Origin of the sequence: Paraburkholderia sp. GAS42, from assembly GCF_050436565.1 — a bacterium.
Lineage (GTDB): Bacteria > Pseudomonadota > Gammaproteobacteria > Burkholderiales > Burkholderiaceae > Paraburkholderia.
In genome coordinates, this window is record NZ_JBNDML010000001.1 from 148420 (window position 1) to 174950 (window position 26531).

At 61.5% G+C, this 26531-nt stretch carries 22 protein-coding genes; 10 read left to right on the forward strand and 12 right to left on the reverse strand.

Going from position 1 to position 26531, the window contains the following annotated elements:
* Positions 1-71 precede the first annotated feature (71 nt).
* Positions 72-893 carry a Cof-type HAD-IIB family hydrolase gene (locus P3T16_RS00720; protein WP_429340808.1) on the reverse strand — a complete coding sequence of 274 codons (822 nt, stop codon included), beginning with the start codon at positions 891-893 and terminating at the stop codon, positions 72-74.
* Positions 894-928: 35 nt separating this feature from the next.
* Positions 929-1849 (reverse strand): BadF/BadG/BcrA/BcrD ATPase family protein, encoded by a 921-nt coding sequence (locus P3T16_RS00725; protein WP_429340809.1) that lies wholly within the window; start codon positions 1847-1849, stop codon positions 929-931.
* Between the two features lie 158 nt (positions 1850-2007).
* Between P3T16_RS00725 and P3T16_RS00730 the strand changes: the two genes are divergently transcribed.
* Both P3T16_RS00730 and P3T16_RS00735 read left to right on the forward strand, forming a co-directional pair.
* The gene (locus P3T16_RS00730) at positions 2008-2604 is read left to right on the forward strand and encodes a DNA-3-methyladenine glycosylase I (protein ID WP_429258339.1); all 597 of its coding nucleotides are present in this window, start codon (positions 2008-2010) and stop codon (positions 2602-2604) included.
* A 296-nt stretch (positions 2605-2900) separates the two neighbouring features.
* Positions 2901-3326 (forward strand): hypothetical protein, encoded by a 426-nt coding sequence (locus P3T16_RS00735; protein WP_429258340.1) that lies wholly within the window; start codon positions 2901-2903, stop codon positions 3324-3326.
* Positions 3327-3502: 176 nt separating this feature from the next.
* On the opposite strand, the gene rpsU is transcribed toward P3T16_RS00735, so the two are convergent.
* Positions 3503-3715, reverse strand: coding sequence for a 30S ribosomal protein S21 (gene rpsU / locus P3T16_RS00740; RefSeq protein ID WP_074262890.1), 213 nt, complete (start codon positions 3713-3715; stop codon positions 3503-3505).
* A gap of 329 nt (positions 3716-4044) precedes the next feature.
* Entirely contained in the window at positions 4045-4989 is a 945-nt protein-coding gene (locus tag P3T16_RS00745) for an aldo/keto reductase (RefSeq protein WP_429340810.1), read from the reverse strand.
* A gap of 252 nt (positions 4990-5241) precedes the next feature.
* On the opposite strand from P3T16_RS00745, the gene P3T16_RS00750 reads away from it, so the two are divergent.
* The 3 genes from P3T16_RS00750 to fliT all read left to right on the forward strand — a co-directional run bounded on the left by P3T16_RS00750 (position 5242) and on the right by fliT (position 7991).
* A complete protein-coding gene (locus tag P3T16_RS00750; RefSeq protein ID WP_429340811.1) occupies positions 5242-6060 on the forward strand; it encodes a flagellin domain-containing protein in 819 nt (272 codons plus the stop codon).
* Between the two features lie 173 nt (positions 6061-6233).
* Positions 6234-7661, forward strand: coding sequence for a flagellar filament capping protein FliD (fliD, locus tag P3T16_RS00755; protein ID WP_429340812.1), 1428 nt, complete (start codon positions 6234-6236; stop codon positions 7659-7661).
* 33 nt (positions 7662-7694) lie between these two features.
* A complete protein-coding gene (gene fliT / locus P3T16_RS00760; protein WP_429340813.1) occupies positions 7695-7991 on the forward strand; it encodes a flagellar protein FliT in 297 nt (98 codons plus the stop codon).
* 146 nt (positions 7992-8137) lie between these two features.
* Here fliT and P3T16_RS00765 read toward each other — a convergent pair whose 3' ends face one another.
* The 8 genes from P3T16_RS00765 to P3T16_RS00800 form a co-directional block, all read right to left on the reverse strand.
* Entirely contained in the window at positions 8138-10624 is a 2487-nt protein-coding gene (locus P3T16_RS00765; protein ID WP_429340814.1) for a tetratricopeptide repeat protein, read from the reverse strand.
* Between the two features lie 6 nt (positions 10625-10630).
* Positions 10631-13099, reverse strand: a complete 2469-nt coding sequence (locus P3T16_RS00770; RefSeq protein ID WP_429340815.1) for a tetratricopeptide repeat protein — start codon at positions 13097-13099, stop codon at positions 10631-10633.
* Positions 13100-13156: 57 nt separating this feature from the next.
* Positions 13157-14371 carry a class I SAM-dependent methyltransferase gene (locus P3T16_RS00775; RefSeq protein WP_429340816.1) on the reverse strand — a complete coding sequence of 405 codons (1215 nt, stop codon included), beginning with the start codon at positions 14369-14371 and terminating at the stop codon, positions 13157-13159.
* On the reverse strand, positions 14368-15309 hold the full coding sequence (locus P3T16_RS00780; protein ID WP_429258348.1) for a UDP-glucuronic acid decarboxylase family protein: 942 nt from the start codon (positions 15307-15309) through the stop codon (positions 14368-14370). The genes P3T16_RS00775 and P3T16_RS00780 overlap by 4 nt, the downstream gene beginning before the upstream one ends.
* Positions 15306-17156 carry a tetratricopeptide repeat protein gene (locus P3T16_RS00785; RefSeq protein ID WP_429340817.1) on the reverse strand — a complete coding sequence of 617 codons (1851 nt, stop codon included), beginning with the start codon at positions 17154-17156 and terminating at the stop codon, positions 15306-15308. Before P3T16_RS00785 ends, P3T16_RS00780 begins: the two co-directional genes overlap by 4 nt.
* Positions 17153-19324, reverse strand: a complete 2172-nt coding sequence (locus tag P3T16_RS00790) for a tetratricopeptide repeat protein (RefSeq protein ID WP_429340818.1) — start codon at positions 19322-19324, stop codon at positions 17153-17155. The genes P3T16_RS00785 and P3T16_RS00790 overlap by 4 nt, the downstream gene beginning before the upstream one ends.
* A gap of 82 nt (positions 19325-19406) precedes the next feature.
* Positions 19407-20093 (reverse strand): glycosyltransferase family 2 protein, encoded by a 687-nt coding sequence (locus P3T16_RS00795; RefSeq protein ID WP_429340819.1) that lies wholly within the window; start codon positions 20091-20093, stop codon positions 19407-19409.
* Positions 20094-20133: 40 nt separating this feature from the next.
* On the reverse strand, positions 20134-21828 hold the full coding sequence (locus P3T16_RS00800; RefSeq protein WP_429340820.1) for a methyltransferase domain-containing protein: 1695 nt from the start codon (positions 21826-21828) through the stop codon (positions 20134-20136).
* 543 nt (positions 21829-22371) lie between these two features.
* Between P3T16_RS00800 and vioA the strand changes: the two genes are divergently transcribed.
* The 5 genes from vioA to P3T16_RS00825 are packed head-to-tail and all read left to right on the forward strand — an operon-like array spanning position 22372 to position 26528.
* Positions 22372-23517, forward strand: coding sequence for a dTDP-4-amino-4,6-dideoxy-D-glucose aminotransferase VioA (vioA, locus tag P3T16_RS00805; RefSeq protein ID WP_429340821.1), 1146 nt, complete (start codon positions 22372-22374; stop codon positions 23515-23517).
* Positions 23518-23519: 2 nt separating this feature from the next.
* The gene (locus P3T16_RS00810) at positions 23520-24215 is read left to right on the forward strand and encodes a WbqC family protein (RefSeq protein ID WP_429340822.1); all 696 of its coding nucleotides are present in this window, start codon (positions 23520-23522) and stop codon (positions 24213-24215) included.
* Positions 24212-25192 (forward strand): hypothetical protein, encoded by a 981-nt coding sequence (locus P3T16_RS00815; RefSeq protein WP_429340823.1) that lies wholly within the window; start codon positions 24212-24214, stop codon positions 25190-25192. Before P3T16_RS00810 ends, P3T16_RS00815 begins: the two co-directional genes overlap by 4 nt.
* Positions 25189-25716: a GNAT family N-acetyltransferase gene (locus P3T16_RS00820; protein WP_429340824.1), complete on the forward strand. Its 528-nt coding sequence runs from the start codon at positions 25189-25191 to the stop codon at positions 25714-25716. Before P3T16_RS00815 ends, P3T16_RS00820 begins: the two co-directional genes overlap by 4 nt.
* Positions 25713-26528 (forward strand): phytanoyl-CoA dioxygenase family protein, encoded by an 816-nt coding sequence (locus tag P3T16_RS00825; RefSeq protein WP_429340825.1) that lies wholly within the window; start codon positions 25713-25715, stop codon positions 26526-26528. Before P3T16_RS00820 ends, P3T16_RS00825 begins: the two co-directional genes overlap by 4 nt.
* Positions 26529-26531: the final 3 nt, after the last annotated feature.

A 26531-nucleotide genomic window follows, 5' to 3' on the forward strand; every position in this document is an offset into this window, starting at 1 on the left:
GCCTTCATGCGGCTAACGAAGCCGGCCACTCGCGAGGTGGGTTGATCTTCTTCGCAACGCCGCATCGTCCTTTACGACGTCAGCTCATCGTCGATCGCAAAAAGTTTGCGCAGATGATGCGCGACACCCGCCTCGAAGTTATTCCCGATGCGTGGCACATTCGGCAGGCGCGTGATGAGGTCCGGATTGGCGTTGTTCATCATGAACGGATAGCCGGCTGTTTCCAGCAGGTCGATGTCGTTCATGTTGTCGCCGAACGCGACACAGCGCGCCGGGTCGACTCCAAGGCACTCCAGCACCACACGCAGCGCCGTGCCTTTCGATACGTTCGAAGCCATCACCTCGAGACAGTCAGGCAGAGAGTAGGTGACATACAGCGCCTCGCCGAATTCGCGTTTGAGATTCGCCGAGACCTGCGCGAGATCGGCCGGATCGCCGATATAGAGCACCTTCGCAATGTCGTTGCCGTCGTGCTCTCGCAGATCCATCACCTCGTACGAAAACCCTGAATCCTGATGAAAGCGCAGCAGCTGAGGCGCATCGCGGTCGATCAGCCACTCCTGATCGGCAAACAGATTGACGATCACCCGCCCATGCTCGCCGACAATCTGCGGCTCGATGAGGCGCCGGACAATATCGGGCGAAAGATCGCGCGCGTACATCAGTGTGTTGTCTGGGGCATGCACCCGCGCGCCGTTCGATGTCACCAGATAGGGCTTGATGCCGAGCACATCGCGAATACCGGCCACGTCGGAATAATGGCGGCCCGTCGCGATGACGAAGTGGAGCCCCTGCGCTTCGAGCGCGCGCACCGTGGAAACAGTGAACGGGTCAACCTGGTGATCACTGTTGAGCAGGGTTCCGTCGAGATCGGTGGCAATGACTTTGTACATGTCGTGGGCAGGGCCGCAGCTTCAAAGCCCGTATTTTAGCGCCCTGAAGGCCCGCGACTCGACTCGTCACCCGTTTTGGCGGTAATCCGCCGAGCTTCGATCTGGGCGAGCTGCAATGCGCCGTGCGCCGAATCGGCAAGGGGCGTGCGAAGGCGCTCGCGATGCGAGGCAGGCACGTACGGCTGCAACGGCTCGCCCAACCCGCCGCACAGCGCAACGGGCAATGCACCGCTGGGATCGAGCGCGTCGATCATCTTCGCGATCTCCGTGCCGGCCTCGGCAAGCAGGCGCGCGGCAAACGGATGCTCGCGATGCTGGAGCACCACTGGGGCAAGACTCGCGTAGGCAGTCTGATTGGCCGCGCAAAGCCAGACGATCAGACTGTCGCGCTCCTGCGCATCAACCCGGGCGAGCAGCGCCTGCGCGAAACCATCATGTGGCACCCGCCCATCGAGCGCCTGCTGGGCGTAGACGATCGCATGCAAGCCAAGCCAGGCGCCGCTCGCCTCGTCGCCGGATGGAAAGCCGTAGCCGCTCGCAATGCGCCACGGTCCGTCGCCGTCGGCCGCAGCAGCCACGCTGCCTGTTCCGAGCGCGACAACGACACCATGCGCGCCGCCGTGCGCGCCGAGGAGCGTCGTGTACGCATCGCTTTCAACAGCAAGTCCCGCCAGTTGTGGCGCGTGCTCGTGAAACGCCGCAAGCCAGTCGCGATTATTCACGCCGGCCAGACCGCATCCCAGAACGCACCGTGACCAGTCCAGTTCGAGCCCGGCCTTGGCGAATGCATCGCGACAACCCGCCTCGATAGCCTGCCAGGCGCGCGCGACGCCAAGGCCAAGGCCAGAAGGGCCCGCTGCAGCCTGCGCGAGTTCTACACCATGAAAATCGCCGAGTACAAGACGGGTGCCGGAACCGCCGCCGTCGATACCGATCAGGAAAAGAGCTGGAATCATCGAATACAGTCGAATGAGAAGGATGGTGGAGAGCCTATCGGGTTCAATCCGATCCGGCAATCTGCCGTTCGGCCAGGTGGCGGCGCGCGCCCGTTCAGCTATTCTTGCCGGGCGGGATCAGGGCAGGACAGGCCACTCAAACAGGCGGGAGTGAGAAAGTGACACAACGATGCAACTGGGCAGCGACGGAAGCGCTAGCGCAATATCACGACGCGGAATGGGGCGTGCCGTCGCGTGACGACCGGCATCTGTTCGAGCTGCTCGTCCTGGAAGGCGCACAGGCCGGCCTTTCGTGGTCGACAATCCTCAACAAGCGGGCGGGATATCGTCGCGCGTTCGCGGATTTCGACGTCGACGCGGTGGCTCGCTTCACACCGAAACACATTGAGGCGTTGCTGCTCGACGCCAGCATCGTCCGCCATCGGGGCAAGCTCGAGTCCGTGGTCACCAATGCGCGTGCCGTCCAGCAGATCCAGGCGGAGCATGGCTCGCTGGCAAACTTCGTGTGGTCATTCGTCGACCAGACACCAATCCAGAACAACTGGGCGACGTATAAGGAAGCACCGGCTTCGACGGATATTTCCGACGCCCTCAGCAAGGGGCTCAAGGCGTATGGCTGCAAGTTCGTCGGCACGACGATCTGCTATGCGTTCATGCAGGCTGTCGGCATGGTGAACGACCACGAGCGAACATGCGAATGCCGGGCGACCTGCGCCGCGCTTGGCAAAAAGGGACGCAACCGGAAGGCGGGATAGAAGGCAGGTTTGCCGCCCGGGAAGCGCTATCAGCGTTCCCACAACGCTCTCTGCGACTGGGGCACGAGCACTCCGCACGCCCGCCACCGCCCGCGGCGGGGGCCGACTCACCGCGTCCCGCGAAGCATGGGCGGCGCCCGGCTTCACTGCGCGCAGCGAAGCGATATGTCAAAATTGCGCGCTACCGCACCAATCCGCTACATTTTTACCGATTTCAGTCGTTATATTTAAGAGCAGGACCAGTAACACCTTCAAATAACAAACGACCGCTGTGCGCTGCACAGAGGAGATTCACCATGAAAAGCCTGAACTTCCTGACACATCAGGAGATATTCGACCAGGCCGTCGGCCATCTGTTCGGCCAGGGGCGTGCGGCGCTACTGCCACACGGCGGCGGCGCGTATCGGGGTAACTGCGGCGGATGTCCCGTCGGCAACTTCATCAAGCCGCGCGACTATATGACGGCGATGGAAGGTGTTCCTGTCCGCTATATCGGCAAGAACCCACGCGACGTGCCAGCCTACATGGACGTAGGCGTCTCCGCGCTCAAGAAGGCATTGCTGCGCGCGCGCCTCAACATCTATGACGCGACCACGGTCGAATTGCTCAGTTGCCTGCAAAACGTGCATGACGTATTTGGCACGTGGGAATGGCAGGAGCGTCTGGTCTCGATTGCGAGGCAGTTCGGCCTGTCCGCCGAACGCGTCAAAACTGCGGCATAAGGTCAGGCCGCCGCGGATCAGACCGGAACAGGGGTTTATCGCGCGCGCTGCGCACATCCACGCGCTGCGGTCATCCGATCGCTGCTTCACCTGTCCAGCCCACACCGCCCAAATGAAAACGGCGGCGTAGCTTCTTTCGAAGCTACGCCGCCGTCTGGCCGTGCGTAAAAGCGTGCTTAGTGCAGCTTTTTCGGCAGTTGCTGGCTACGCAGACGCTTGTGCAGGCGCTTCACAGCAGCGGCCTTCTTGCGCTTACGTGCCGTCGTCGGCTTTTCGTACGATTGGCGTTCACGCAGTTCGGCGATCAGGCCATTCTTTTCGATTGCGCGACGAAAGCGGCGAATCGCCACTTCGAACGGCTCGTTTTCTTTCAGAAGAATCGTCGTCATGTAATTCCTAACTAAATCGCTTGATACGGTTAATTGCGTGGCGGCAACCCGCTCACGCGCCGGCACTCCGGTCGTTTCGATTCATGGCCAATAACAGGCAAACGAAACCATGGACGAAAACGAGAGGCAAAGCGGCCACGGAGGCCGGAAAAGAGAGGTGGGGAGTTCACCGCGAGAACGCGGGCAGACGGACCATGCAGCGCCGCGCCTGATGCCCGGTTCACCGCCGACGTTCAACCACAAATCGACCACGAAACAGGCAAAGATCTCAATTCACTCCCGATGATATCAGGAAAAACTCGTGCCCACCACCACTTTAGCGAGTCGGCTCAGGCACTTGCGTCGTTCAGCCGACGGATATCAGCGTCGCTGAGCGTCAAATGGACTGCCGCAACAAGGCTTTTCAGCTGTTCGACCGATGTTGCGCTCGCGATCGGCGCCGTCACGCCCGGACGCGCAATCAGCCAGGCCAGTGCTATCGTAGCCGGCGTGCTGTCGTGCCGGCCAGCGACTTCGTCGAGCGCCTTCAGTATCCCCAGGCCGCGTTCGTCCAGGTATTTTTCGACCCGGCTGCCGCGGGCGCTGCTTTTCCCGAGATCCGCCTTCGAACGGTATTTGCCCGACAGAAAGCCGCTCGCGAGGCTGTAATACGTCACGACGCCCAGCCGGTGCGCCAGCGCAACCGGCTCGATTTCGCTTTCGTACGGTGCGCGATCATACAGGTTGTACTCGGGCTGGAGCAGCTGATACCTCGGCAAACCGTTCTGCTGCGCGATGGTCAGCGCTTCCTCGACGCGTGCGCCACTGTAGTTTGACGCGCCGACCACCCGCACCTTGCCCGCCTCGATCAGCCGTTGATAGGCGCCGAGCGTCTCGGCGAGCGGCGTCTCCGCGTCGTCAAGATGCGAAAAATAGACGTCGATGTAATCAGTTTGAAGGCGGCGCAGCGAATCTTCGACTGCCGCCTGGATGTTGCCGCCTGACAGGCCTTTTCGCGTGCCCAGCATGCCCACCTTGGTCGCGAGCACGACCTTGTCGCGCCGTCCGCCCTGTTTCAGCCACTTGCCAATGATGGTTTCAGACTCGCCGCCGTGGTGCCCCGGGACCCAGGCCGAATAGACGTCGGCGGTATCGATGAAGTCGAGCCCAGCGTCGACGAAGGCATCGAGAATCGAGTACGAAGTGGCCTCATTGGCGGACCAGCCGAACACGTTTCCGCCGAAAACGAGCGGCGCCACCTGTAGCTGCGACGTCCCAATATGGCGTTTTTGCATGACTTCTCCGCAGGCAAGTGCATCTGGATCAACAAGGATACGCTGCCTCGCGGATCCGCACAGGGAGCCGCTCTCCGGGTTTTCGGGCGGCCATAAACCGCTCCGTTCCCTCCCTCTTTTCTCTCCAGCCCCTAAAGTTTTGTTCCCGGGCCGCCGACAACCAGGAAAGGCGGGCAGCGCCACTCGTCAAACGCGCTACGCCGAACCCGAACCAGCCTAATAACACATGGCGTTTTCCAAACGAGGAAGCAAATGCTGAATATCAACACCAACATTTTTTCGCTGACCGCTCAGAACAATCTGACGGGCTCGCAAAGCGCTCTGTCGCAAGCCATCAACCGTCTGTCGTCGGGCAAGCGCATCAACACGGCTGCTGACGATGCAGCGGGTAACGCGATTGCAACGTCGCAAACGGCGTCGATCAACGCGCTGACCCAGGGTGCAGCAAACGCGAACAACGCGGTGTCGATGGTGCAAACCACCAACGGCGCGCTGCAATCGACGGTCGACAACCTGCAACGTATCCGCCAGCTGGCAGTGGAAGCAGGCGACGGCTCGCTGGATTCGAATGCGCTGAGCAACCTGGACTCGGAAGTGCAGGCACGTCTGACGGAAATCACGCGCGTTGCTACGCAAACGACGTTCAACGGCAAGGCAGTGTTGTCGAACGCAGGTAGCGTCACGTTCCAGATCGGCGCGTTCGCAGGCCAGCAGATCACGGCTTCGTTCGGCGCGACGGTGTGGAATGCAACGGGTCTCGGCGTGAACGCCCTGAGCGTTTCGACGGCAGCGTCGGCACAGACGGCAATGGGCCTGATCGACACGGCACTGGCAAGCGTCAATACCTTCCAGGCAACGCTCGGCGCAACGCAAAACACGATGACGGCCGCCATCACGACGACGACCACGCAAGCGACGAACATGAGCGCAGCACGTTCGCAGATCACCGACGCGAACTTCGCTGAGGAAACGGCGAACCTGTCGAAGGCTCAAGTGCTGCAACAAGCTGGTATCTCGGTGCTGGCTCAAGCGAACTCGCTGCCGCAGCAAGTTCTGAAGCTTCTCCAGTAAGACTGATTGAAGCGCGGCGTGCTACACGGCGCCGCATTGCGGGAGTTACAGCCGTACGTGAGTCCCGCAAGGAATACAGGCAGGACCGGTGGGAGGCATGCCTCCCACAACGCATTTTTACGTAGCAGCATTTTTGACGTGACTTTTTTCGTATCGATGAACGGAGCATCCGCATGACCACGACGGCGTCCTCATCTTCAACCGACGTAAGCAGTCTGCTTGCTTCGGCGGCACAGTCCATCATCAGCGGCTCGACCAAATCGACACTCGATGTCAGCACGCTTGTGTCGGCTCTCGTGACCGCGAAAACGGCAGGTCAAAATGTAACGATCACGAACAAGAAGGCGACCGACAATCTCGAACTGTCCGCGGTCGGCGCGATCAAATCCGCACTTGCGTCACTGCAAACCGCGCTGAGCGGTCTTTCAGACGGCACCGCATTGTCAAAGCTCACCGCGACCGTCAGCAGCAGCGCGATCACCGCGACGACGACGACCGGCGCAGCCGCGGGCAACTATACGGTCAACGTGACGAAAATCGCGACGGCCAACAAGATTTCGTCACAGGCCTTCACGAGCAGCGACACCATTGGCGCTGGCACCCTGACCATCGGACTCGGCAGCACCGGCACGATGTCGGTGAACGTGACGTCGGGCCAGTCGCTTTCGGACATCGCCTCGTCGATCAACACGTCGGCCAGCAATCCGGGCGTGACCGCATCGGTCATCACGGCGGCGGACGGCCAGCATCTGGTCGTGTCGTCGACACAAACGGGCGCGGCCAACACCGTCTCGGTGACCGCCGGCGGCAGCCTCAATTCAAAGCTGAATTCGACGGGCTACACGCAGGTGACGGCTGGACAGGACGCACAGTTCAGCATCGACGGCAACAACATTACCAGCGCAAGCAACACCGTCACGGGCGCGCTGACTGGCGTCACGCTGAACCTGACCGCCGCGGCCATCGGTACGCCGCAAACGGTGACGATCGCGGCCGATACGGCATCGACCGCGACGGCGATCACCAACTTCGTTAGCGCCTACAACAACTACATCACGACGGCCAAGAGCTATTCGTCGTACGATTCCACCGCGGCTGCGGGGTCCCAGGCCGGTCCGCTGCTCGGCGATGCAATGCTCAACCAGATCAACAACGGTCTGGGTACCCAGATCAGCAGTGGCGTGACAACGGGTGGCAAGACGTACAGCCTGTCGGCGATCGGTATTGATCTGAAGCCGGACGGCACGCTGGTAGCCGACTCGACAAAACTTCAGACCGCGCTGACAAGCAACAGCAGCACCGTGGCAGCGTTGTTCAACACCACGAACGGCATCGGCCAGACGCTGAACACCTTCGTCAACACGTATGTCCAGTCGAGCGGCACGCTCGATCAGCGCACGGCAAGCCTGAACTCCGACCTGTCCAAGCTGGCGGACCAGGCGACGGCGCTGACGGATTATCAGAACACGCTGACGAGCCAGTACAACGCACAGTTCACGGCGCTCAACACGCTGATGACGCAAATGCAGAGCAACACGCAGTACCTCACGCAGCTCTTCGGCGGTTCGAGCAGCGCAGGTACGCTCGCGACCAACAAGTAAGGCGCAACTGCGCTGACATCAGGAATGGAACGTATGACAAACGATTCGCTGGACCGCGCACTCGGCCTGAGCCAGGCAATCGAAGCTGCGGCCGCTAAGGGTGACTGGTTGCGCGCGACCGCGCTCGTTGAAGAACGCTCTCCGCTCCTGATGTCGCTGAGCCCCACGCAAACGCCGGAGGCGCTGGAAAAGATTCGTACGATCCAGCGCATCGACATCGCGGTCACCGAGCAGGCGAAAGCAGGACGGGACCGGCTCGCAACGCAACACAGCGAGGCAATCCAGCGCATTGAATCGGTCAGCCTGTATCACGCGACCGGCATGCTTTAAAGCAGGAACCGCCGTGACCGGACGGCGCGAAGAATAAAAACGGGGGGAATACAACCAACATCACATGACAAATGTGGGATCTTTGAGTTGTTTCAAAAAGCCGCAGCGATGCGGCTTTTTTTTCGTCGCGACTGTGCCGGTTTCAGTCAGGCAGCCGACGCGTTTGCGGCGTACGTATTCCACATTGCCTCGAACGCATCTTCAAGATGGCGCGCGAAACGCGGCGCATCGCACAGCGGCGATGCCAAAACCCGCTCGCGCAGGCTGGCGCGCAATGCGCCTAAGCGTTCGCGGTCAGAGGCAAACGCCGTTGCCTTCGCCACGTATTCATCATCGTCGTTCGCAACCCAATCCGGCAGACCTGCCGCGTTCACAATGCTTTCCCCGACGTGGGACAGAAACCGGTCGCCGCGCCGCGTCAGCACCGGCACACCCATCCACAACCCTTCGGCGCTCGTCGTTCCGCCCGGATACGGGAAAGGATCGAGCGCGATATCGACGAGATTGAACGTGTCGAGATGTGCGTCGCGTGTCGTGCGTCCCACCAGAATCAGACGCTCGGCCGCAATACCGTGGTTCGCGAAACGCGCCGTGATTCCGGTGCGCAAAATCATCTGATCGAGTTGCGGCGCCTTCAGCAACAGACGCGAATCGGGCACCGCGTGCAGCACGCGTGACCAGAGCGCGACCACGCGATCGCCGATCTTCCCGATGTTGTTCAGGCAGCCGAACGTCACAGCACCGTTCGCGACCATCGGGAGCGGACCGATCGCGATCTCCGGTTGCGGCGGCGTGAAGCAGAGGTAACTGTCCGGCAGCCGCCAGGGCTTTTCGACAAAGTGATTTTCCTCGTCTACGGGCAGCACGTAACGGTCGCCGAGAATATAGTCGATGGCTTCGATGCCCGTCGTCGCGAAGAAACCGAGCCAGGTCGCCTGCACCGGCGCAGGTTTCCACGCGAAGACGGAGAGCCGGTTGTGCGACGTATGGCCGGACAGGTCGAGCAGGATATCGACACCGTCCGCGTGGACGCGCTGCGCCACCGCCGCGTCCGTCATGCCTGTCACGTCGCACCAGGCGACGAAGTACGGCTTCATGCGCGCCGTCATGTCGTCCTCGGCCGGTTGCGTCGCGTACGCCAGCAACTCGACGCGCGCGGGGTCGACCTGCGCAACGATGCTTTCCAGAAAAGCGGCGACCGGGTGGGCCTTCAGATCGCCGGAAACGAACCCGACGCGCAACGGACCACGCGCACGCCGCGCGGAATGACGATAAGGCTTCGCCCGCGCAGACGCCCACTGGCCGTACTGGCGCGCATCCTCAAGCAGCTTCTCCGCGGAACAACCTCCGGAGCTTGATGCGCTGAAAATCAGCCCGTGATAGGTGCTCTCCACATCGGGATCGAGTTCGAGCGCCTTGCGATAGGCGGCGAGCCCACCATCGAGATCGCTCAATGCCCGCAGGATATCGCCGAGCGTGAGGAACATCCGGGTGTCGTCGTCCACGAGCGACAGCGCCTTGCGACAGCTCACCAGCGCTTCGGCGTGTTGTCCATAGGCGAAATGCGCCCACGCGAGATTGTGAAACGCGTCGGCGTTCTTCGGGTCAATTTCGGTCGCATGCTGGTGGCTCAGTATTGCCGCCTCGAACTTCTTCAGACCGAAGTACGCCGTGCCAAGGATGTTGTACGCGCCGGCGAACGTCGGCTCAAGTTCAATCGCCCGGACGCAGCTCTCCACCGATTCCTCGAACCGGTTCTGGCGTCGCAACACGTCGCCCCGATTGCAGTGTGCTTCCGCGAAGTCCGGCTTCAGCGCAATCGCTGCGTCGAAGTGCACCAGTGCGGCATCCAGATTGCCGATGTTGTGCAGCACAACGCCGATGCTGTTCTGAGCCGATGCGTCATGTGGGTCCAGCGCGCAGCGCAGGCTCGCGACCGCCTCGTCCATCTCGCCGCGCGCTCTGAGCATCAGACCCAGACTCTGATGTGCCATCCGCAGATCAGGCTTGAGCGCGACCGCCGTGCGAAAACTGGCGATCGCCTCGTCGGGTCTATCCTGCTCGCGCAGCACGTTGCCGAGGTTGTTGTGCGCCTCGGCGTAATCCGGGCGGAATCCGATCGCCTTGCTGTAGCTCGCCGCGGCCGCGTCGAGATCGCCCATGTCGAGCAGTGCATTGCCGAGGTTGTTATACGCCTCGGCGTAACCGGGACGCAGCGCGATTGCCTGCGCGCAGCTTTGCATCGACGCGTCCGGCTGCTTTGCTTCCCGCAGCGCGTTGCCCAGGTTGTTCCAGGCCTCGGCGTATGCGGGCGATAGCGCGACGGCCTGCTGGTATCCGCCGATCGCTTCGGCAACGCGACCTTTCTCACGCAGCATGTTGCCGAAATTGTTGTAGTAAATCGAATTCGGATGCGCCGTGATCGACTGCTCGATCAGCGCGAGGCCTGCGTCGTGCTGGCCTAGCTGGCACGCGAGGAGTCCCAGAAAATGCAGCGCGTCCGGATTAGCCGGCTCGGCCTGCAGAATCTGCGCATAGAGCGCCCGCGCTTCGGCCAGTTCCCCTGCCTGGTGATGCGCAAGCGCCGTCGCGAGTAATGAGGCATTGTTCTGCATAAGAGGATCAATCAACATGGCGTGTCATACCCCGACGCTTGCAACATAGCGCGCCCACATACCGTGAAAGGCGTCTTCGAGATTCTTCGCGAAGCGCGGCGCGTCACACAGGGGCGACGCCAGCACGTGCTCGCGAAGGCTCGCGCGCATGGCGGCCAGCTTCGACGGGTCGGATGCGAAGGCAACGGCTTTGGCGAGATAGTCTTCTTCGTCGACGGCGATCCAGTCGGCAAGATCCGCTGTCTGCAGCAGGCTTTCGCAGATGTGCGTGAGAAACCGGTCACCCTTCATGCAAAGCACCGGCGCGCCCATCCACAAACCCTCGGCGGTTGTAGTGCCGCCTGGATAGGGAAACGGACTCAACACGATATCGACGCGGTTGTATGTCGCCAGATATTCCGCGCGCGCGGAAGCGCCTTCAAGAATCAGCCGCGATGAATCGATACCGTGCTTCGCGAACCGCTTGAGCGTGGTGATCTGCGCACCCTTCGCGTCGAGCCCGTGCGACTTCAGGAAGAGACGCGACTCCGGCACCGCATGCAGCAGACGCGACCACAGCGCGACCACTTCGTCGCTGACCTTCATCAGCTTGCCGAAGCAGCCGAACGTCACGGCGCCGCCATTCGACAGCATCGGCAGCGGGCCGACCTTCACTTCGTCGACGGGCGGCGTGAAGCACAGGTAGCTGTCGGGCAGGCGCCACGGTTTCTCGACGAACTGCGCTTCCTCGCCTGGCGGCAGAACGTAGCGGTCGCCGAGGAAGTAGTCGATCGATTCGCTTCCCGTCGACGCGAAAAACCCGAGGTAGCTCACCTGAACCGGCGCCGGCTTCCACGCGAAAATCGGCAATCCTGTGTAAGCCGTGTGGCCCGACAGGTCGACCAGCACGTCGATGCGATCGTCGCGAATCACGCGCGCCGCTTCTTCCGTCTTCAGTCCGTCGAGCACACGCCATGTGCTGAAGTGCGGCTTGAGACGCGCGGTGACTTCGTCCTCGAGCGTGTAGGTCGCATAAGCGATCAACTCCACACGCGCCGGGTTCACATATCTGAAGACACTTTCCAGGAAAATACCCGCCGGGTGCGCACGCAGATCGCCCGACACGATGCCGACGCGCAGTCGCGAGCCGTCATGCGATGGTGTGTGCGGATACGGCTTCACGCCCATCGACATCAGTTCGCCGAAGCGGCGCGCATGCTTCAGGTACGCGTCGGCATCAAACTTCGCGGAACCCGCCAGACTGAACAGCAGGCGGTTGTATGTCTGGACCGGATCGGGATCGAGCGGCAGCGCCTTGAGGTAGGCATCGATCGCGCCGTCGAGATCGCCAAGCGCCCGCAGGATGTCGCCGAGACTGATGTACATCGGCGCCGAGACCTCGGCGAGTTGAAGCGCCTTGTGGCAGCTTTCCAGCGCTTCGTAAGGCTTGTCGTGCTTCAGAAGAACAACGCCGAGGTTGTGATACGCGTCCGCGTTGTTCGGGTCGAGCTCGATCGCGTGCTGGTGGCTCAGCGTCGCCGCTTCGAGCCTGTCGAGACCGTAGTACGCGATGCCGAGACTGTTGTAAGCCTCGGCGAGCGTCGGCGCGAGTTCGATCGCGCGAATGCAGCTTTCCGCCGATTCCTCGAACCGGCTCTGGCGCCGCAGCACGCTGCCGCGGTTGCAATGCGCTTCCGCGAAGTCGGGCTTCAGCGCGATCGCCGTGTCGAAGTGCGTGAGCGCAGCGTCCAGATCGCCGATATCGCGCAATACGGTGCCGATGCTGTTGTGCGCGTCTGCGTCGGTTGGATCCAGCGCGTGGCGCAGGCTCCTGATCGCTTCCTCCGGTTCGCCACGCGCTTTCAGCAGCAGACCCAGACTGTGATGCGCGATCCGCAGATCCGGCTTGAGCGCCACCGCCGTGCGATAGCTCGCGATCGCTTCATCCGGTTTGTCCTGCGCGCGCAGCACGTTGGCGAGATTGTTATGGGCTTCAGCATAGTCGGCGCGGAATCCGATTGCCTTGCTGTAGCTCGCCGCGGCCGCATCGAGTTCGCCCATGTCCTGCAACGCGTTGCCGAGGTTGTTGTACGCCTCGGGGTATCCAGGGCGCAGCGCGATCGCCTGCGCACAACTCTGCATCGACGCGTCAGGCTGCTTCGCTTCGCGCAGCGCGTTTCCGAGGTTGTTGTGCGCCTCCGGATAGTCTGGCTTGAGCGCGACCGCCTGACGATAGCCGCCGATCGCTTCAGCAAGCCGGCCCTTCTCACGCAACATGTTGCCGAAGTTGTTGTAGTAGATCGGGTTTGGATGCGCCGCGATCGACTGCTCGATCAGCGCAAGACCCGCGTCGTGCTGGCTGAGCTGACACGCCAGCAGCCCCAGAAAGTGCAGCGCGTCCGGATTGCCCGGCTCGGCCTGCAAAATCTGCGCATAGAGCGCCCGCGCTTCGGCCAGCTGGCCCGCCTGGTGATGCGCAAGCGCTTTCGCGAGGAGTGAGGGATTGTTTTGCATGATTCCGGGCCAGTCACAGCAGAGAAGGGCGACGCGGTCATGCGCCGCCAGGTTCAATCAATACGGATGCGCTTCCGCGCCGAAGTCGACCAGCGCGCCGTTGTGCTCGATCATCACGCTCTGCGCGGCAATGCCTTCCCGCGACATTTCCGCGATGATGTCGCGTGCGCGCCATTGCGTCGGGATCACGATGACGTCGACACCGCCCGTCTTCAGCACGTCGCGGAACTCGATCTTCTGGCCGGTGCCGGGCACGTAGGTGCCTGCCTTGTGCGGATCGGAATCCACGACGAGCGGAAAGCGCGCTGCATCCGCGCCGAACTGGTGAATGAAGGCCGCGGCCTTGCCTGTGCCACCCCAGATCGCGACGCGCTTGCCCGATGCCGCGAGGCCAGACAGTTGCTGTGCGATCGTCTCGCGGCTCTCGACCGTGCGCGCGGCAAAGCGCGTCGCGGCTTCGGCTCGCTCACGCGCATGCGCCGGCACGCCGAGCTTCACGAGCGCGTAGACGACTTCGCCGTCGTAACCATGTTCAAGCACGACGATCTCACCCGCGCGCGACATCAGCGTGCGGAACGATTCCGTCGTGAAGTGCGACACATGTTCGTAGAAGAAATCGGCGAGACGGTTCGTTTCGAAGACACGATCGATACATGGCACTTCGGCGAACAGCCAGCAATCCTTACCTTCCGCGCCTTGCGTGGCTGCGCCCCATGCGAGCTGCTCGATCAGCTTCGCCGGTTCGGTGAGATGTTCCAGGACGTGACGGATCACGACCGCATCCGGCGCGAACGCGTTCATGTCGACGAGCGGATCGAACAGACGCGCGTGAAACTCGACGCCCTTCCCCGTCTCCGGGCTTGCGTTCGGATCGAAGCCGATAAAGCGACCCGCTGCGCGCGCCTGCGCGAGACCGCGCACGAAGTGTCCTTCGCCACAACCGATCTCGACGACGAGCGGCGCCGCCGGCAGATGATCCAGCAGCACGTCGCGCGTATCGGCGAGGTGGCCCTTCCAGATGCCGCCGCTGTTGAACATGCGGTTCGGGTTGCTTTCATACGGAATCGCGTCGTAGTGGAACTTGTGGTTCCAGACATGCGAGCACGACGGGCATTGCACGAAATCCTGCGCGTGACGCGGCAGGGCGCGTGCAGCCTCAGCCGATGCGGGCCACGCGAGCGTCGCCAGTGTCTGATCGCCTGCCGGAAAGAAGCGCGCCGCGACCGAGTTGGCGCAAACGGGACAGGTCGTCCCCACAAGATCAAGACTCATGATTTCACCAGGTTTTTAAAGTACGCGATCGTTTCTTTCAGACCGTCTTCCAGACCGACGCCAGGTTGCCAGTCGAGATGCTGGCGTGCCTTCGTGATGTCGGGCCGTCGTTGAATGGGATCGTCCTGCGGCAGCGGACGATACTCGATGCGGCTCTTCGAACCGGTCAGCCGCAGCACCGTTTCCGCGAGATCCCGGATCGTGATTTCAGAAGGGTTGCCGATATTGATCGGACCCGCTTCCTCGTCCTGATCCATCATCCGGAGCAGACCTTCGACGAGATCGTCGACATAGCAGAACGAGCGGGTCTGGCTGCCGTCGCCGTACAGCGTGATCGGGTCGCCGCGCAGCGCCTGCATGATGAAGTTCGACACGACGCGTCCGTCATCGGGACGCATACGCGGGCCATACGTGTTGAAAATCCGCACGACGCGGATATCGACGCCGTGCTGGCGGTGGTAATCGAAAAAGAGCGTTTCGGCGCAGCGCTTGCCTTCGTCGTAACAGGCGCGCGGGCCGGTCGGGTTCACGTTGCCCCAGTAGCTCTCCTGCTGCGGATGCTGCTGCGCGTCGCCGTAGACTTCGCTTGTCGAGGCCTGCAGGATGCGCGCGTTGCAGCGCTTCGCGAGCCCGAGCATGTTGATCGCGCCGAGCACAGCCGTCTTCACGGTCGAGACCGGATCGCTCTGGTAGTGCACCGGGCTCGCCGGACACGCCATGTTGAACACGCGATCCGCTTCCACGTAGAGCGGCAGCCATACGTCGTGACGGATCAGCTCGAAGTTCACGCGACCGATCAGATGCTGGATGTTCTGCTTGCTGCCCGTGTGAAAGTTATCGACGCACATCACGTCATAGCCCGACGCGACCAGGCGATCGCACAGGTGCGAGCCGACGAAGCCGGCGCCGCCTGTAATCAGGGCGGACTGGTTATTCATTCTGCGACCTCCATGACAGCGGTTAGGTGTTGCGCCCACATGCCATGCAAGGCGGCCTCGAGATTCCGGGCAAAACGCGGCGCATCGCACAGGGGCGACGCAACGGACTGTTCACGCAGGCCCGCACGCAGCGCGCCGAGGCTTTCGGGGTCAACCGCAAAGGCGATGGCGCGTGCCAGATAGTCTTCGTCGTCGGCGGCAATCCATGTTTCGAGACCGGCCGAATGCAAGAAACTCTCGCAGATGTGCGACAGGAAACGGTCGCCGCGACGGCACAGCACCGGCACGCCCATCCACAGCGCTTCGGCGGTCGTCGTGCCGCCGGGATACGGGAACGGGCTGAGTGCAATATCGACGCGGTTGTACGCGTCCAGATACTCAGCGCGCGGCGAGCGACCTTCGAGGATCAGACGCGAGGCATCGATGCGATGCGCGGCGAAGCGACGCAACGTCGTCTCATACACGTGCGCGGTGCCGAGCTGTTCGGCCTTCAGGAACAGCCGCGAATGCGGCACGGCATGCAGCAGGCGCGCCCACAGCGCAACAACGTGGTCGGTGATCTTCGTCAACTGGCCAAAACAGCCGTAGGTAACGTAGCCGTTCGCCAGCATCGGCAGTGGGTCGACCTTCGCGTCATCTTGCGGCGGCGTGAAGCACAGATAGCTGTCCGGCAGGCGCCACGGCTTTTCGACGAAATGCGATTCTTCTTCGACCGGCAGCACGTGACGGTCGCCCAGGACGTAATCGATCGTCTGCAGCCCCGTACTCGCAAAAAAACCCGGCCAGCTCACCTGCACCGGCGCAGGCTTCCACGCGAACAGCGGCAGGCGGTTGTAGATCGTATGACCGGATCCGTCGAGGAGGACGTCGATGCGATCGTTACGGATGCGCTGTGCGGCGGCTTCGTCGCTCATGCCCGCAAGATTCGTCCACGCGCTGAAACGCGGCTTGATACGCGCGGTCAGTTCGTCTTCCAGGGCGCGCGTGGGATACGCGATGAGCTCGATCCGCGACGGATCGAGTTCGGCCACGACGCTCTCCAGGAAATAACCGACCGGATGCTTCTTCAAATCACCCGACACGATGCCAACGCGCAGCGGACGCGCCGTGCGCGGCGCGTGTTCGACGAGCCAGTCCTTCCACGGCTTCGCCTGCGTGCAGATCTGCGCGGCGAAGCGAAGCACTTCGTCGAGGTATTGCTGCGACGTCGTGCCTGGGAGGTAATTCAGTGCGAACAGCAGGTTGCTGCGCGGCTCGGCGAAATCCGGACGCAACGCGATTGCGCTGCGATACGCTTCGATGGCGGCGTCGAGTTCGCCGAGCTCCATCAGCGTATTCGCGAGATTGTTGTACGCCTGCGCGTGCTCCGGCGCCAGATTGATCGCGTTGCAGAACGACTGCACCGCCGCTTCGTGCTTCTTCAGAAGGCGCAGCACGGTGCCAAGATTGTTGTGGGCGTCGACGTAATCCGGCTGCATCGCGATGGCCTGGCGAAAACACTCGGCTGCGGCAGCCGGCCGGTTGTTCGACTGCATCACGTTGCCGAGGTTGAAGTAGTACAACGCCTGTGGCTTGCGCGTGATCGCCGCCATGATCAGCTCGGACGCCGTCGCGTACTGCCCCTGACGATTCGCGACGAGGCCAAGCAGATGCATCGCGTCGGTGTGCTCCGGATCGAGCGCGAGCGCCCGGCGATAGAGTGCCTCCGCTTCGCCCAGACGATCCGCCTGGAAATGCGCAAGCGCTTCAGCAAGCGTGAGTTCGAGCGTCCGCGGTGTCGGCGTGAGTTGCCCTGGAGCGCGTGCGCTTTCGGACACAGGCGAGCCCTGTTTACCGGAGTCGTTCATGGGGCAATGCGTCCCGCGTGATTCGGGACGTTCTCAAGTGGATTTCGATGTGGATCGATGGCGGATGGTGTGCCCGCTCTCGCGAGTGAATGCGCCTCGCGCATCTGTGCATCGGCGACGTACTGCCGCCACATGCCGCGGAATGCCGCGTCGAGGTTCCGTGCAAAGCGCGGCGCATCACAGAGCGGCGAGGCGAGAAGTTGCTGGCGCAAACCGGCTTTCAGGTTCTTCAAATGATCATGACCCGTAGCAAAGGCGACGGCTTTCGCGACGTAATCGTCATCGTCGGCGGCGATCCATTGCGGCAGGCCAACCGTGTTCAGGATGCTTTCGCCGACGTGCGACAGGAACCGGTCCCCGCGACGCGTGAGCACCGGCACGCCCATCCATAACGCCTCGACGGTAGTTACGCCGCCGGGATACGGATACGGGTCAAGGGCGATATCGACACGGTTATAGGTCGCGAGCAGTTCGCCGCGTGGCGACTGCCCTTCGAGCGTCAGACGTGCGGTGTCGATGCCATGCGCAGCGAAGCGCGCGCCAGTCACATGCTGGACGACAGGATCGTCGAACTGCTTCGTCTTCAGGATGAGGCACGAATCCGGTACTGCGTGTAGCACGCGCGCCCACAGCGCGACGACCGCGTCGTTCAGCTTCACGAGGTGATTGAAGCAGCCGAACGTCACCGCGCCGCTCGTCGACATCGGCCGTGGACCGAGTGGGATTTCGGGCGTCGGCGGCGTGAAGCACAGATAGCTGTCGGGCAGACGCCACGCGCGTTCGACGAAGTGCGACGCTTCATGCGCCTGCAGCACATACCGGTCGCCGAGGATATAGTCGATCGCGCCGACGCCCGTTGTCGCGAAGTAGCCGAGCCAGCTCACCTGAACTGGCGCGGGCTTCCACGCGAACATCGACAGCCGGTTGTGCGTCGTATGCCCCGACAGGTCGACCAGAATGTCGATGCCGTCGGCGCGGATCCGGCGTGCGGCGGTTTCGTCGTCGGATCCGTCAAGGCAGTGCCACGCGACGAAATGCGGCTTGAGACGCGCCGTTGTCGCGTCTTCCTGCCGCTGCGTCACCCAGGCGACCAGTTCGACCTGCGCGGTATCGATCTGCGCGATAACGTTTTCCAGAAAGAAACCGACGGGATGCGCCTTCAGATCGCCCGAAACAAAGCCGACTTTCAGACGACGCCCTGCATCCGCGGCTCGTGGTGCGGCGTGCGTCAGCTGGCGCGCGCGTGCGATCTGTCGTTCGCCGAAACGGCGCGCTTCGGCGATCTGTTCCGCGTGCGGCACCTGCGGCATGAAGTTGAGTTGCAGCAGCAGATTGCTGCGGGCGGCGAGCAGATCGGCGTCGAGCGCGATAGCCTGGCGAAAACTTGTTGCGGCATCGACGAGAAAACCCTGATCGCGCAGGACGTTGCCGAGGTTGTTATGCATCGACGCGATGCCCGGCTTCAGCGCGATCGCCCGGCGGTAGCAGTCGGTCGCTTCGGCGACGCGGCTCTGCTTCTCGTACACGTTGCCGAGGTTGTTGTGCGCTTCCGCGTAGTCCGGTCGCAGGCTGAGCGCCTTCGTGAAGCTTTTCAGCGCAGCGTCGTCGTTACCGTCGTCCTTGAATGCGTTGCCGAGGTTGTTCCACGCTTCCGCGTAATCCGGCGCGAGTGCGAGTGCATTCGCGCAACTGTCGACGGCCGCGACGTAGTCGCCCGCCTCGCGTAGTGCGTTGCCGAGATTGCTGTGCGCTTCGACGTAATCCGGCTTCCGCGCGAGTGCCTCGCGATAGGCCGCGATCGCTTCGGTGTATCGGCGCTGTCGGGTCAGCGTGTTGCCGAAGTTGTTGTAGTAGATCGCGTTGGGATGCAGCCGGATCGACTGCTTCACCCGTTCGATGCCAGCGGCGATGTCGCCTGTCTCGCAGACGAGGAGCCCGGCGAAATGCAATGCGTCGGCGTGATCGGGCCTCGCCGTGAGGATTTGCTGATAAAGCGCCGACGCCTCAGCGACGCGCGCCGCGCTGTGGTGAGTCAACGCCGCCTGCAACATGGCATCGACGGAAACGGCTGAAGGCGCATCAGCGATGACGGCCGCCGGGTGAAGCGCCCGCTGCGCATCCCGGTCCCCGTTGTCGCCTGCACGCTGATCGTCGTCGGCTATTTTCATTGCGCTTTCAAACTGATTGCCGTGATGCAACGACACGCTTTAAGGACCGGTCATCAGGGATCGGGCCACTCGTATCGCTGCCTTAGTCCTGATACTTCTGCAGATAGCGCTGGTAACCCTCGCGCCACGTCGGCGTGCCAAACGCGCCGCCACTTTCGTGGACCACGCTGATCGGATACGTCCCCATCGTCAGTCCCTTCAGTTCCGCCTGACGGCAGAAATCCATGTCGTAGAAATGGAACATGAACTGCTCGTCGAAACGCACGCCGGCGGCGTGCAGACGCTCGCTGTCCGCGATCAGCATCAGGCCATCGAGCAGCTTGCATTCGCGTTCCGACGGGCCGAATACGCTGATGTTCTGGCACGGAAATCCCTTCCCGTGGCCGACGACACCGCTCAGATACTGCCGGTCATCCCACTGGAACTGCGCGTTGACGAATGCCCATGCGGGTTGGAACGGCACGCGGCGCGTGTTGCCCGCGAGACCGGCGATGTCGAATTTCGCTGCGGCTTCGTAAATGCGCTCGACCCAGTAGAAGTCGATCAGCGAAATGTCGTCGTGAATGAAGACGAGGATTGCCGGGTTGTCTTTCGCGTGGTCGATCGCGGAGTTGTAAACGGTCGACAGGCCGTACGCGTTCTTCTCGTAGAGCAGGAATTCGGGCGGGCTCGCGTGACGATAGATCGACAGTGAGCGGCCAAGGGCCGACTCCGTGGCGAACTGCTCGCGCGAATGCCGTGTGGCGCAGACGAGTCGGATGGGTTTCATGGATGGATCGGGTCAGGTATCGAGGTTCGTTCGTCGCACTTCAGGATGCAAAAACGGGCGCCTCGCCCCTGGCGAACAGGAAGAACGGTTCACGCACGTTGCACCCAGCCGCGTCCGCGTCGATGTTGCCCAGTACCGTCGCGTGCGGGTACAGGTCGCCATTGAGGCCAGCGGCACGGAAGTAGTCGACGATGTCGGCGCCGAAGAGGCGTACGTGGTCGTCCTGACCGAAGTACCACGTCTTGAATGGCACAGAGGCGGGCTTGTTCAATTCGAACGTGCGCTTCAGGATCGGCGAGTAAGGCGTCTGCGCCACGAGGTGACCGCCAGGAGCGAGGCAACGGCTGAACTCAGCCAGTGCGACGTCCGGGTTGTCGACGTGTTCCAGCACGTGATTGCAGATGATCAGGTCGAAGTAGCCGTCCGGGAAGTCCAGGGCTTCAACGTTGATCTTGCGGTGGTCCGGCGAGTGCGGGAACAGGTCGCCGGCGATGTACTCGCGTGGCTGAAGCCGGCGGATGCGTGGTTCGACGCGGGCTTCGGGCGCAATATGGAGAATGCGCATCGTAGCCGCGTTCTCGAGGATTCCCGAGTACGCGATATATAGCCACAGATGGCGATCACGGTCGTTGCAGTAGCAGTGCGGGCAGTTGTGCTTGTCGAGAATCGAGCCGACCGTCTCGGTATGTTCCATGAACTCCATGCGCATATTGACATTCGGATGCGCCAGCCACGCTTCGACGGGCTGTTCGCAGATCGCGCAGAAGTTCTGGACATGCGCCGGATTTTTGCGTGCTGCTACCCGCGCGGTCACGGCCACTCGAGCGTTCGCGAGGTCGGACTGATAGCGCGCCGAGTCGAACAGCTCACCCGATGGGCGCTGCGTCAGCTCATCGAGATTGCCGAGCAGAGCGCCGAGCTCCGGGAGTTTGCCTGCCCAGTTCGCGTACAGCGCTTTCATGCGGTCTTTTGCTGCTGCCAGGGCCTCACCATGCAGACGTCCGTCCGCTGCTTCGCCGCGCAGCATCATTTCCCATTCGAAAAGCCCCGCGCTGAAGCTCGGGCCGCCCTGACTGGAATTCTGCCCAGCGTGCTGCCGGAAGGCGCTTCCGTATCCGCCGACCGCGACAATCGGCGCACGCTCGGACAGGTTCAGGAACATCGCCACATCGGCGAGGAAGAGCAGATCGAGCGAGCGATAACCGAACAGTTCCGCCAGATCGACCAGTTCGCGATTGAGCATGATGTTGCTCGGCTCACCCACGAAATTGTTTTGATTGGCGACCATGTGCTCAGCAAGGAACGCCCGGTCGAGAAGCACGCGCTCGCCATCGTTGACCAGCGCTGGCGGGACGAACGTCACCTGATCGTCACCGTCGATGATCACGCGGCCGTGAAACGCCAGTGCGGATTCCGGATGCTCGCGCAGTGCGGCGATCAGGATTTCGACCGAGTTCGGCATCAGGATGTCATCGTCGAACAGCCATTTCACGTACTTGCCGCTCGCGCGCTGCCACAACTGGCGCGCGTTGTCCGAACCGTTCTGAAAACCGTGATGGAAATACTGCACACGTGAATCGCCGACGCGGCGTACCAGCGCCTCAAGGTCGCCACCGGGCGTGTCGTCACCCACAAGGATCTCGATGTCCTCGAACGTCTGTTGCTGCGCACTGATCAGCGCACGGCCAAGAAATTGGGTCTTGAATGCCGGGATCAGAATACTGACGGTAGCCATTGAAGCGAATCCTTCCTGTGATTGAGCTGCCATTGCCGTGTCCGCGCATTCGATGCTTTCAACCGGCATTCGGTGGCGCGCGCCGGCCTTGACCATTACGGCTTGTCGCGCGAGGCGGACTTTCGATGGCAGGATCGTAGCTTCCAGGGCGGCACTTCAATCAGGGGAACAGGGGCGGATTTAGGGGCTATTTTCTGGCTGCGCGCGGCACCGCTCCGCAATGCACGCGCAAAGCGGTACCCGATGATGCCGGGCACGGTCGACAGGTGCGGACCGGTTCAGAACACTTTCGCGATCCCGCAAACAGGCATGGCTTTCAGGCTCATATCCGCGCTTCAGAGCGGCCGACCGGGTCGCATAATCCGGCAAGATCGCTTCTCTCATCGAAATCATGATCCTTTCCCGTGTGTCGCCGGCGGCGCAGACGCTGCCTACCCACCAGCAGGTCAGTCAGACCCAAGCTCGTCTTCGGACTCCGGACGCTTCTGGTGGCCGTATGCCAGCGTGCAGGCGCACGAATATTTCATTTGGCGGGGGGAAGCAATGAGCACGAGCACACCACTTCGCGTTGTTCCGGCTCGCGCCGACGAGCGGATCTACGTTACCCAGCCGCATCTTGCGCCGCTGACCGAGTTCCTCCCGTATCTCGAGAAGATATGGGACAGCAAGGTCCTGACGAACGGCGGTCCGTTTCATCAGCAACTCGAAAGAGCGCTGTGCGACTATCTGGGTGTCAAACACCTCGCTCTGTTTACGAACGGGACGCTTGCGCTCGTCACTGCGCTGCAGGCGCTGCGCATTACGGGCGAAGTCATTACCACGCCTTACTCGTTCGTCGCGACGGCGCACTCGCTGCTGTGGAATGGGATCAAGCCGGTGTTTGTAGATGTCGACCCTGACACGCTGAATCTGGATCCCGCCAAAATCGAAGCGGCCATAACACCGCAAACTACGGCGATCATGCCGGTCCACTGCTACGGACACCCGTGTGATGTCGACGCAATCCAGAAGATCGCCGATAACTACAATCTGAAGGTCATTTACGACGCTGCACACGCGTTCGGCGTACAGACTGACAGCGGCAGCGTTCTGCAGTATGGCGACCTCTCGGTACTGAGTTTTCACGCGACCAAGGTGTTCAACACCTTTGAAGGCGGCGCGATCATTTGCCCGGACGCCAAAACCAAGCAACGCATCGACCACCTTAAAAACTTTGGCTACGTGGATGAAGTGACCGTCGTCGCGCCGGGCATCAACGGCAAGATGAGCGAGATCAACGCCGCGTTCGGGCTACTTCAGCTGCAACACATCGACGAAGCGTTGGCCCGCCGCAAGGAAATCGATGCGACGTATCGTGAGATGCTCCGCAATGTGCCGGGTATCCGGTGCGTAGGCGACGCTGGGGAGAAGATCGCCAACTACGCGTACTTCCCAATTCTTGTGGAAAGCGACTATCCGCTCAGCCGCGATGCGCTGTATGCGAAGTTTCGCGCCAGGGACGTCATCGTCCGTCGCTACTTCTATCCGCTGATCTCCGATTTTCCGATGTATCGCGGCTCGCCATCTGCGCATCAGGACAATCTGCCTGTCGCCAGCGAAGCATCGCTCAAGGTGCTGTGCCTGCCGATGTATCCCGCACTGACGGTCGAGAACATCGAACGGATCGTGGAAATCATCGCGGAAGGCTGATCATGAAGCTTGCGATCATGCAGCCGTATTTTCTGCCGTACGTTGGATATTTCCAGTTAATTCGTGCGGTCGATTGCTTCGTGCTTTACGACAACATCAAATACACGAAGAAAGGCTGGATCAACCGCAATCGTATGCTTGTCAACGGCGACGACAGTATGTTCACGGTACCGCTGCAAAGCGATCCGGACACGTTCGACGTCGCACAACGTACGATCTCGGCCGAGTTCAACAAGGTCAAATTTCTGAACCGGTTTCGAGAATCCTACCGTGGGGCGTCCAATTTCGCAGCCGTATGGCCGCTTCTTGAGCGAATTGTGATGAACGAGCACACATCACTCATGCGCTATATCCACGAGGCGATCGTCGCCGTTTGCGATTGGCTTGGCATCGATACAAGGATCGTCCTGTCGTCGACTATCAATATCGATCACGCCTTGCACGGCAGGGACAAAGTTCTGGCGATCTGCCAGACGCTGGGCGCCGACCACTATCTGAACGCGATCGGCGGCAAGGAACTGTATGACAGAGACGATTTCCGATCGCACGGTATCGAGTTGAGCTTCCTGCAATCCGACTATATCGAGTATTCCCAGTTCAATCATCCGTTCGTACCCTGGCTGTCAATCATCGACGTGATGATGTTCAATACCGCCGACGACATCGGACCCATGCTGTCGATGTGGAAGGCCGTATGAACGAGGACGCGATTGGCGGCTATTTCGGGCTGGAGCTTCCTGCTGCACACGGGGAACTCCTTCCCGATGCAATGTGTTTCCAGTCGTCGAGAGCGGCATTTCTGGCGCTGCTGCGCGCGCATCGCCCGACCGCCGTCTGGATGCCCTGGTATGTCTGCGACAGCATGCTCGAACCGGTCCGGACGGCCGGGATACCCATACGGCGCTACGAAATCGACGATCGCTTCCGCGTGGTGTCGGCCTCGCCGACAGCCAATGAATGGCTGCTGTACGTCAACTATTTTGGCCTCTGTGCAAACAATGTCGACGACGTCCTGCACCGCTTTTCGGCCGAGCAGGTCATCATCGACAATTCGCAGGCATTCTTCGCTGGGCCTGAAGCATGTCTCGCGACGCTCTATTCGCCACGCAAGTTTTTCGGCGTGCCGGATGGCGGTTATCTCGTGACGAAGCTACCCGTCCCAATCCCCGAAGACATGGACGATGGCTCCGCTGGACGCTCCGCGCACCTTTTGAAGCGGTGGGCTAACGGCGCGGAAGCGGGCTATGCCGACTACGCTTCCGCTGAGGCAGGTCTGCATTTGCAAGAACCGAAACAGATGTCCGCGCTTACCCGGCAAATTCTCGCGAGAATCGACTACGCAGATGTCCGCGCGCGGCGAATTGCCAACTTCGCGTTTCTCGACACAGCGCTTCGACACATCAATCGTCCAGTCTTCGACGAAAGCGGATGGGGAGATGGCGCGCCACTTTGCTATCCACTCTTCGGCGCGCCAGACGGCACGCGCGACGCGCTAGCCCGGGAGCGGGTCTACACGCCCTGCTACTGGCCCGACGTAGCTGTCGATCACTCAGCCCCACGCGCCGAGAGACGCATTGCGGAGAGCGCGCTGTTCTTGCCGTGCGATCAACGGCTGTCGCGCCCGCAGCTGGAGCGCGTGGCGTACCTCTTATTGAAGCGGCTGGAGCAATCTTGAGCGACATTTTCCTTCGTGAGCTTGAACGCGCCGATCTCGCGCGGCTAAACGCCTGGCGGGCAGACCGTGAGCTTGTCAAGCTACTAGGTGGCAGCTTCCGCCACGTCGGCACCGAAATCGACAATCGCTGGTTCGATTCGTATCTAACGTCACGCACGCAAAACGTACGTCTCGCGATTTGCCGCCGCAGCGACCGGGAGATGGTCGGCGTGGTCTATCTGCTGCAGATCGACTGGATCAACCGAAGTGCCGAGTTCTCGATCCAGATCGGCGACGCTTCGGCGCGCGGCCACGGCTTCGGTGAAGCAGCGACGCGCCTCGCCTTGCAGCACGCATTCGACGACCTCAATCTGCGCCGCGTCTCACTGACGGTGCTAGCGACCAACGAACGCGCCGCTGCGCTCTACCGGAAGGTCGGCTTTGAGCCCGAGGGGCGGCTTCGCGAGGCGGCATTGAAGGAAGGCAAGTATATAGACGTCGTACCGATGGCGATTCTCGCTCCTGAAAGGACCCGGAACCAATGATTGATATCGCCACGGACCCGCAGGACGCCGCAGGCGCTTTTAGCGAACATCAGGCGGCACTCGTGACCAACGGATGGACCGTCGTATCGCGGCTGATGGATCCAGATCTGGTTAAGAGACTGAATGCGGCGCTCATCCCATCACTCGCGTTGCGAGACGCAATCAGACAACGCAATGAGGTTGCCGACAATACCGACGGCACGCTGCATCATCTGTTGATGGACGATCCGTGTTACCTCGATCTGCTGGCCAGGTTCCAGTCGCTTGATCCGTTACTGCGCAACTTCTTCGAAGGAAATTTTATACTTAACGCCTACGGCGGCGTGGTGAACAATGCGGACACCCGCTCGTATGTGCAGTCCGTGCATCGTGACATCCGCTTCTCGTCCGACACGAAGCGTTTCATGCTCAATGCGCTGGTCATGCTCGACGACTTCACCACCGACAACGGCGCAACGCATCTTCTATCTGGCTCGCAAAACCTGGCTGAGCGTCCTGACGACGTGATGTTTTCCGAGCGGGCGTCGCGCGCGACCGGCGAGCGCGGCTCAGTCCTGCTATTCGATTCGCGGCTCTGGCATGCAACGGGTATCAATCGCACGGCATTGTCGAGAAGAGCGTTGACATTGTCGTTCACATGCCCGTTTTTCAAGCAGCAACTCGACTATCCACGTCTGTTTGGCTACGCAAACGCAGATCATTGCGCCCCCTGGCTGCGGCAGGTGATCGGGTTTAACGCCAGAGTGCCACAGTCGCTCGAAGAATTTTACGTTCCCGTACATCAACGGTTTTACCAACGCGGACAGGATTGATTT